The organism is Synechocystis sp. LEGE 06083, assembly GCF_015207725.1.
Lineage (GTDB): Bacteria > Cyanobacteriota > Cyanobacteriia > Cyanobacteriales > Microcystaceae > Synechocystis > Synechocystis salina.
In genome coordinates, this window is record NZ_JADEWJ010000181.1 from 1 (window position 1) to 7,844 (window position 7,844).

8 protein-coding genes and 1 pseudogene are annotated in these 7,844 nt (G+C 47.4%); 5 read left to right on the forward strand and 4 right to left on the reverse strand.

Annotation, left to right across the window (positions count from 1 at the left end):
- From ispE to rsmA, 4 genes are all read right to left on the reverse strand, one after another.
- Positions 1-747 (reverse strand): 4-(cytidine 5'-diphospho)-2-C-methyl-D-erythritol kinase (gene ispE / locus IQ219_RS13470; RefSeq protein ID WP_194072948.1); only part of this gene is annotated, 747 nt, incomplete at its 3' end.
- 101 nt (positions 748-848) lie between these two features.
- Positions 849-1,184 (reverse strand): XisI protein, encoded by a 336-nt coding sequence (locus IQ219_RS13475; protein ID WP_194072949.1) that lies wholly within the window; start codon positions 1,182-1,184, stop codon positions 849-851.
- Positions 1,172-1,588 carry an element excision factor XisH family protein gene (locus IQ219_RS13480; protein ID WP_190597296.1) on the reverse strand — a complete coding sequence of 139 codons (417 nt, stop codon included), beginning with the start codon at positions 1,586-1,588 and terminating at the stop codon, positions 1,172-1,174. Before IQ219_RS13480 ends, IQ219_RS13475 begins: the two co-directional genes overlap by 13 nt.
- Before the next feature lie 199 nt (positions 1,589-1,787).
- On the reverse strand, positions 1,788-2,618 hold the full coding sequence (gene rsmA / locus IQ219_RS13485) for a 16S rRNA (adenine(1518)-N(6)/adenine(1519)-N(6))-dimethyltransferase RsmA (RefSeq protein WP_194072950.1): 831 nt from the start codon (positions 2,616-2,618) through the stop codon (positions 1,788-1,790).
- On the opposite strand from rsmA, the pseudogene IQ219_RS13490 reads away from it, so the two are divergent.
- The 5 genes and pseudogenes from IQ219_RS13490 to IQ219_RS13510 all read left to right on the forward strand — a co-directional run bounded on the left by IQ219_RS13490 (position 2,583) and on the right by IQ219_RS13510 (position 7,839).
- Positions 2,583-3,472: pseudogene (locus IQ219_RS13490) on the forward strand (16S rRNA (uracil(1498)-N(3))-methyltransferase). The gene rsmA and the pseudogene IQ219_RS13490 sit on opposite strands and share 36 nt — an antisense overlap.
- A 21-nt stretch (positions 3,473-3,493) precedes the next feature.
- A complete protein-coding gene (locus tag IQ219_RS13495; protein WP_194072951.1) occupies positions 3,494-4,606 on the forward strand; it encodes a hypothetical protein in 1,113 nt (370 codons plus the stop codon).
- A 225-nt stretch (positions 4,607-4,831) separates the two neighbouring features.
- Positions 4,832-5,398 carry a J domain-containing protein gene (locus IQ219_RS13500; protein WP_194018884.1) on the forward strand — a complete coding sequence of 189 codons (567 nt, stop codon included), beginning with the start codon at positions 4,832-4,834 and terminating at the stop codon, positions 5,396-5,398.
- Between the two features lie 14 nt (positions 5,399-5,412).
- Positions 5,413-6,426 (forward strand): hypothetical protein, encoded by a 1,014-nt coding sequence (locus IQ219_RS13505; RefSeq protein WP_194072952.1) that lies wholly within the window; start codon positions 5,413-5,415, stop codon positions 6,424-6,426.
- Positions 6,427-6,510: 84 nt separating this feature from the next.
- Positions 6,511-7,839, forward strand: coding sequence for an O-antigen ligase (locus tag IQ219_RS13510; RefSeq protein ID WP_228017076.1), 1,329 nt, complete (start codon positions 6,511-6,513; stop codon positions 7,837-7,839).
- Positions 7,840-7,844: the final 5 nt, after the last annotated feature.

The window sequence follows — 7,844 nt, forward strand, 5'->3', positions numbered from 1 at the left end:
GGCCACAGCTTCATGGGCGGGTAAAACAACTTTTTCTAAATCATTGTGGATATGGCTGGCAATTTGCCCTGGGTTGCGGTGCTGAATGCCCTGGAGGAGAGGCCCCGCATGGATGGATTTACGCCGGGCCCGTTGGGATTGGTCATCGTTTAGGTAATTTTTGCCAAACTGTTGGCGATAGGTTTGGTAGGCCCAGGGGGTAGAAACTTCCAGGGAACGGTGTTTGGCCAACACCACCCAGAAGCAATCCCCGTCCGGTAAGGGGTCGAGGATTTCCCCCCGCCCAGTGGCGATCGCCGTGCCGCCCCCAATGCAAAAGGGAATGTCGGAACCCAGTTGGGCCGCTAACTGTTCTAATTCCGGCCTGGTTAAACCCAAATTCCAGAGCAGGTCTAAACCCACTAACACCGCCGCCGCATCGGCTGAACCGCCTGCTAACCCCGCCGCCATGGGAATGTGTTTGGTCAAGGTAATATCCACGCCGCCATACTGACTATGGGCCTGGGGAAAATGGTTGATCATCAACTGGGCCGCCCGGTAGGCCAAATTAGTGGCATCGTTGGCCAGGGGACTGTCCCCACAACTGAGGCGGATGTCATCAGTGCCGTTGGCCCGCACGGTAATTTCATCCCCCAGGGCAATGCTCTGTAATACCATCACCAATTCGTGGAAGCCGTCGGGGCGATCGCCAAGAATTTCCAGGAAAAGATTAATTTTGGCGGGGGCATGGAGGGTGTAGGAATGCATTAGGTTGGGGGTGAAAGAGGGGCAATAAATCAGTTAAATCTAACCACTCAAGTTATTGCCTAACATTTTACGGTGATTGGCGAATCCTAATTTGATCTTTTTTAAGCAACGGCGAAACCGGTATAGGGGCGTATTTGTGGCTCATGGAAGCCGAGGACAATTTCTTCTTTGGCAATACCTGCACTGACGAGTTCTGTGGTAATACCATCCTCTGTGTTATCACACTGAATCCAGAGCTTACCGTCAATAATTTCCAGATGAATTAGAACACTATGGTAGCGTTGGTTCCGTTGCCAACCTTCGGAAATAATTAGGTATTGATCACGGGTTTCATCAATGACAAGACGATTTTTAATTTCGGCGTTGGCATAGGAAATATTGGCATAGGGAGTTAGGACTTTCTCAATAATTTGACGATGTTTAGCTAGCCTATCCATTGAACAATTACCTCTTCTTCAGGATTAAAAACAATTAATTTAACTGTGTTTTCTTCTAGTAAAATTTGGCCAATCTCCTCCATAAATAATTTTCTATAAATAGCGTCCCTAATGGCAAGATACAAAACTCGACCAAGAGATTGCTTTTTGATGATTTTTTCATAAAGAATATATTGGCCTAAAGCATTTTTAAGGTCTTCTACCTCCGATGTACCAATAAAACTTTTAATCTCTACCGCAATTCTGCGATTCTGTTTTTCTGCAATCAGCAACTTTTCCGCCGCCAAATCAACAAACAGATCCTTTTTGCCTATTTTCAAGCTCAGGGGGTCTTCCGTGATCGTCCATCCTTCCTTAATCAAAGCATTTTTAACACAGTCGTGGAAAATATCTTTGGCTGGCATAGGTTGCTAGAATTTAATTTTAATCTATTCGAAAGGCTGGATTAAAGATCCCATAACTGTAAGAACTACAAACATAAATCTAAAACTTTCTAGCAAAACTTGATCCGCCGTCAGTGATAGCCATAATTTGCTTGGCGATCGCCAAGAATTTCGAGGAAAAGATTAATTTTGGCGGGGGCGTGGAGGGTGTAGGAATGCATCAGGTTGGGGAAAAGAAAGTCGGCAACAAATTAGTTAACTCTAACCATTGTTCTAAGCTCAAGTCTTCGGCCCGGGCAGTGCTCGGCAAAGCTAACTGTTCTAACACAGTAGTTAACTGTTCCGGGGCGATTAATCCCTTGAGGTTATTGCGTAACATTTTACGGCGATTGGCGAACCCCAGCCGGAGGAGTTGATCCAATAAACGGCGATCGCCTGGTAACTGATCTACGGGGTAGGGAGTTAAGCGAATAACAGCGGAATCTACTTTGGGCGGCGGGGTAAAGGCTTTGGGGGGTACATCCACAATCCAATCCACCCGGGCGAGGTATTGCATCCGCACCGACAAGGCTCCGTAGGCTTTGGTGCTGGGTTCGGCCGTTAATCGTTCCGCAATTTCTTTTTGTACTAATAAAACAATGGTGGCCAAACTAGGCGATCGGGTTTTTTGGATGGTGCCCAGTAGTAGTTCCAGAATGGGGCTGGTGATGTTGTAGGGAATGTTGGCCACTACCTTATTCGGGGCTGAAAATTGGGGAAAATCCTGTAATAGGTTGTTTAAATCTAGTTTTAAGACATCCCCTTCCAAAAGCAGAAAATTTTCCCGTTGCCCTAATTTTTTGCGTAATTTAAGACATAAATCCCGGTCTAACTCCACTGCCACCAGGGGATTGCCCGTTGCTAATAACTGCTTGGTCAAAACCCCCATGCCCGGGCCAATTTCCCAGAGACGATCGCCGGGTTGGATATCTGCCGCCGCCACAATGGCCTGCAAAGTTGGTGGATGGTTCAGCCAATGTTGGCCAAAGCGTTTGCGGGGTCGAAAAGCCATAAAATTTTGCTTAGTGCTTGGGTCACTGCCCTGGGGAGGCAATGCCAGAAGCCCATTGTACAATTTGTCCTATCCTCCACCCTCGTTTGGGGATTGATTTTAGCGAGGAAAAACTCCTCAATTACTGTCCTATGGCCCACCGTTTGGTCGTTGCCCCAGAGCAAATTACTGATGCCACAGTTATGCTGACTGCTCCCCAGCGGCATTATCTCCAACGGGTGTTACGACTGCAAAGGGGTGATGGCTTCATGGTGTTGGATGGTGGTGGCGGGGTATGGCGGGCCCAGTTAAATGATTCGGATGATGGCACGGCCCAATTATTAGAAGCGGTCAGTGAGCAGAATGAATTACCCCTGGCGGTGACTTTGGCGATCGCCTTGCCCAAGGGCAGTGGGTTTGAGGAAATTATTCGCCCCTGTACGGAGTTGGGAGCCACTGCGTTTCAGCCTTTGTTGACGGAACGCACCCTATTAAAGCCCAGTCAAAATAAACTTGAGCGTTGGCAACGCATTGTCACGGAAGCGGCGGAACAGTCGGAGCGACAATGGTTACCCCCGGTGGCCCCTCCATTAACGTTTGGTCAATTTGTCGAAGAGGTTACGGGGCCCGAAACCCTGGCTTTGCTCTGTGTGACCCGTAGAAATAGCCCTATGCTTGGGGCATACTTGAAACAGAGTGGTTTGCCGGCCCAAATGGTGTTGGCCACTGGCCCAGAGGGGGGATGGACGGATGAGGAAATCGCCCTGGCGATCGCCAAAGGGTTTCAGCCCGTATCCCTTGGTAAACGGATTTTGCGGGCGGTGACAGCCCCCACCGTAGCCCTAGCCCAGCTTACTGCTCTGTTGGAAACCTAATATTTTTCGGCCTGTTTCCCTATGTATAAAGCCATTGCCGACGCCATTGACAGCCACGACCTGGCCACAGCAGAACAACTGTTGGCCGCGATGGAGGGGGAGAGTTGGGAAAATCCGATGACGGCCTATTACCAAGCTCGCCTGCTGGAGGCCCAGGGCAATTTAAACGGGGCGGAGGAAAAATTTCGGCAGTTGTTGGTCATTAGTCACAGTCCCCAACTGGTGGCCAAAATTAGGGCGGGGCTGGGTCGCATTGATACCCATCGTCAAGCGGAAGCAGCCCAATCCCTGGCGGAACAACAGGCGGCCATTGAGGAGGCTAAGGCAGATCCGGAGGCCCAGTCGGCGGGAATTTTTGTGCTGGAACCGGTGCCCCCTGGGGAAAAACAAGCCAAGGCAATACAGTTTGGCAAAATCATGGCCATGGACCCCTACACGGCTCGGCTCCAGTTACCCAGTCGGGCTTGGCGGCTCTATCGCACCGGGGCGATCGGAGAGTTGAACTATTACCATCAGCAATGTCAGGCGGCGGCCATTCCTAGCTTTTCTGTGGCTTTAGCTGACATTTTGGCCCTAAAAGTTTTCCCCGTTTTCCGCATTGAAAGTTTGTCCCCCGTGGTCACGGTTACCTATCGCATTAGTCGGGAGGAGGAGGGGACTTTTAGCTTTACTTGGCAAGATGTCAGTCAAACGGTGGAGGGTTTATTGCCCATTTTTGAGGAATGTGTAGATGTGAATGTGCGGGGCAAAATCCAGCGCAAAACGGAAATTTTAGATTACGCCCACATTTGTGATTTACATTTACCGCAACACCAAACAATTCTGCGTTTTTGCGACCAAATTTACGAGTTTAACCAGGGCATTAGCCTAGATGATGAAAAATCTGTCCATGGGCAACAGGGTACGGCCCATCAACAATGGCAACAACTGAGCCATATCTGGCAGACAAATTTAGCGGATAAACCAGCTTGGAAGGAGTTCAATGCGTTTGCGGAAACGGCCCTAGATTTTCAGGAATTACTGAAATCAGTGGACCCCCACATTCCTTTTCTCCGCCGGGAAGATACTAATTGGGATAAGGCTTTCCATCTCTACAGCACCCTCGCCTTCTGCCGCGATCGCCTTTTGGAATAAACAGAGTTTCTAACAGCCCCCCACGATACACCTCACCAAGGTTTGGTTAGACTGCTTTTACGCCCATCGCCACAAGACTACAGGCATTATGACCTTGTAGTTTAAAAAACTTTAAGCAGATTTAGCAGAGTAGATCCATAATCTGGTAGAATCTCGTCCTAAGCATACATACGAATTTTCAATTAGCATTTATTATTAAAGTAATCTGCTACTGAGGGAAAGTGCATGGTCACTGATGGCATCAGAAAGGAAATAGAGAGACTAGTTTCCCTGCATGGCTATGATGCCGGGCACCTAGAGCAATTTGCGGAGTTTGTCCTTGCCCAGAAAAAGCCTAAAGCTAAAGCAAAAACGACTCCCAAGAAACCGAAGAAAGTCCCTGCCCTGAAGTTGAGTGAAGTTAAGGAAGCAGTCTACAAATACTTTGCCGTATCTAACACTGATGAATTGAAAGAATCTGGTGAGTTTCAACTAGCTACACGGGATATGGAGCTAAATTTCAGCAAAAAAGATTCTTGGGAAAAGCTATACCGAGACTTTGTTGGTATCTTGCCAAACGAGGTGGGAGAAACTGGGGAGGATTGCATAAACGGCATAAATATATTTAAGTATTTCAAACCCTGGCAAGTATTTGGTCTAGATGGCACCACAGCAACAGAAGAACAGATCAAAAGTGCCTACCGACAACTATCTAAGGTTTATCATCCCGACAATCCTCAAACAGGGAATGCTAAAGTTTTCGATCGCATCAATCAAATGTATCGTTCCATCAATCCGAACACCTTCAAATAGACAGGATCAGCGCTATGCCTATAAAATTTACTATTTCTGAGGAAGAATTAGCTAAGGCACTTGATATTAGTCATCAAAAACTGTTAGACATTATTGAGTTTTTTGACTCAGACCCCGATGACGAATGGGATTTAGTAGAAGGAAAGGACTATATCGTTATTAGACCATCTTTGGGAATGAAAAAATTCTCTGATAAAGGGGCTCTTGAAATAGCTTACTACCTTGATGCCCACGGTAATCTTGGTTTCGTACATCGTATTAAAGATTTCATTACTCAAAATTCAAATAGGCTGAAACACGCTTTGGCTCAAAGAATTATCCAAGAGGAATTTTCTGAGCCCCAAGATAAAATCGTTCAGGTTAACGGTCGTAATTTTGTTCATAAGCAATGCCTACGACGTATCTTGGAGACTAATGGACAGACTATTAAAAGAACTCTTGAATATTTAAGGCAGAATAGCCCACTAGAGATTGACATTGATTACGTCGAAAGGAACTTTCATAACCCCAAAAAGCAGAAACAGGGACAACAACTATGGTTCTCTGGTAAAGGTTGTGTGATCGTTTCTCGTGAAATCAGTCAAACCCTCAAAGATAAAGCGAGAAGAAGCAAATGCCGTACTATCACAGTTGAAATAGAAAAAGCATTACAAGCTCTTGATAACGATACAAAAAATATCTCCAGGAAAATTGAGAATGCAAAAATTAGAGCTAAGAAAAGAGATAAAAAAACTTGTCAGATAAAACTAATCAAGCCGAATAGTATCAATCAAATGATTCTGACAGCTCACCACCTTTATTCTGTCAAAGGTTATCCCCATCTAGCCTCGGTTGTAGATAACTTGATCACTATTGATTCAATCATCCATCAAGAGTTCCATAGTTGGATGGGAGGATTTGATCAGCCCTGTACTGTACAAGATTTTATTGATTTTGTAGTTGAGAGATATCCAGAACATGCTAACGAAACCCTGATGCAAAGACTTTATCAAGTCAAAAACATATTGAAGGTTGAGGTTGCCAAGTAGCTTGACTACCAATCAGACGGAGGGTCAATGCGGAAGGCGATCGCCTGGGGATAATATGGGGAGTGGTAATTTTGGGAGTTGCAGTTGAAAATCCCTTCCCATCTCTTAAAGAAAGAACAACTAGCGGTCTCTGTGGGGTTAACCCTACTGCCCTTCAACGCCGTAGCGGGGTTACTGCCACTGCTGTTTGCTAGCCTGAGCCCGTGGTTTTTCCATGGCAAAAAATTAGCAAGCCTACCCCTGGCCAAAGTGTGGACTGCCCTGACCCTGTGGTTTTTGTTGACCACCATCACCGCCCATGACCGGGGGGAAGCCCTGTTGGGACTGGCCAACTTTGTGCCCTACTTCATCGTTTTTCTGGCCTTCAGTCAGGTAATTTGCCAATTTAAGCAACTGAATAACTTAGCCTGGCTACTGACCGCCAACACCGTAGTATTAGTCATCCTTGGCTTTGGACAAATCTATGGCAACTGGGCCACCCCCGATTGGTTAGCGGCGATCGGCACCAACCTAGTGGCCGGAGGCAGACCTGAAGGTCGGATGTCATCCTTATTAATGTACGCGAACCTATTTTCTGCTTGGTTATTGATGGTGTTTCCCCTCAGCCTGGGGCTATTAATCCAATGCATCCGCCGCTGGCATTTCACCGCCCCCAGTAACCGCCTTAATCCTCCTCCCCTGGTGTGGGCCCTGTTAGTAGCTTGCATCCTAGAGGCGATCGCCTTAGTGTTGACCGGCTCTCGCAGTGCTTGGGGCATTGGGTTACTAATTGGCATTGCCTACGCCATCTATTTAAGTTGGTACTGGTTAGTGGCCTTGGCCGGGGGAGCCACTGCCATGGTGTTATGGGCATCCTTTGGCCCCTTCGGCAAAGAACCATTGCGGCAAATAGTGCCTAAATATTTTTGGGGCAGATTGTCGGATGAACTTTACCCGGACCGTTACAGAACGGCCCTCAGGAGTACCCAGTGGCAATTTAGTTGGGATATGTTCCTCGATCAACCCATTTTTGGCCAGGGCTTGAGAAATTTTACCCCCCTGTACCAAGCCGCCATGAACGTTTGGATTGGCCATCCCCATAACTTGGTGCTGATGCTGTTGGGGGAAACGGGCTTGATTGGTACCGGCTTGATGTTGGGAGCAGTGGGTTTCATTCTGGCCCAGGGGATGATGCTATTGATCAACCTTGGTCGTTGTCGTGGTTTTCGCCGTCAGTCCCAACATTTATTACTGCTGTCCTATGGCATTGCCTTTGCCGCCCTTTGTTTGTATAACCTATTCGATGTCACCATTTTTGATATGCGGAATAATGTGCTGGGCTGGATTTTCCTCGCGGCGATCGCCGGAGTGAGCCAACGCTATGGAGCCAAATTGGCCCGGGGTAATCCGGCCAAGTTAGAAGTGCCTGGGTAAATGGC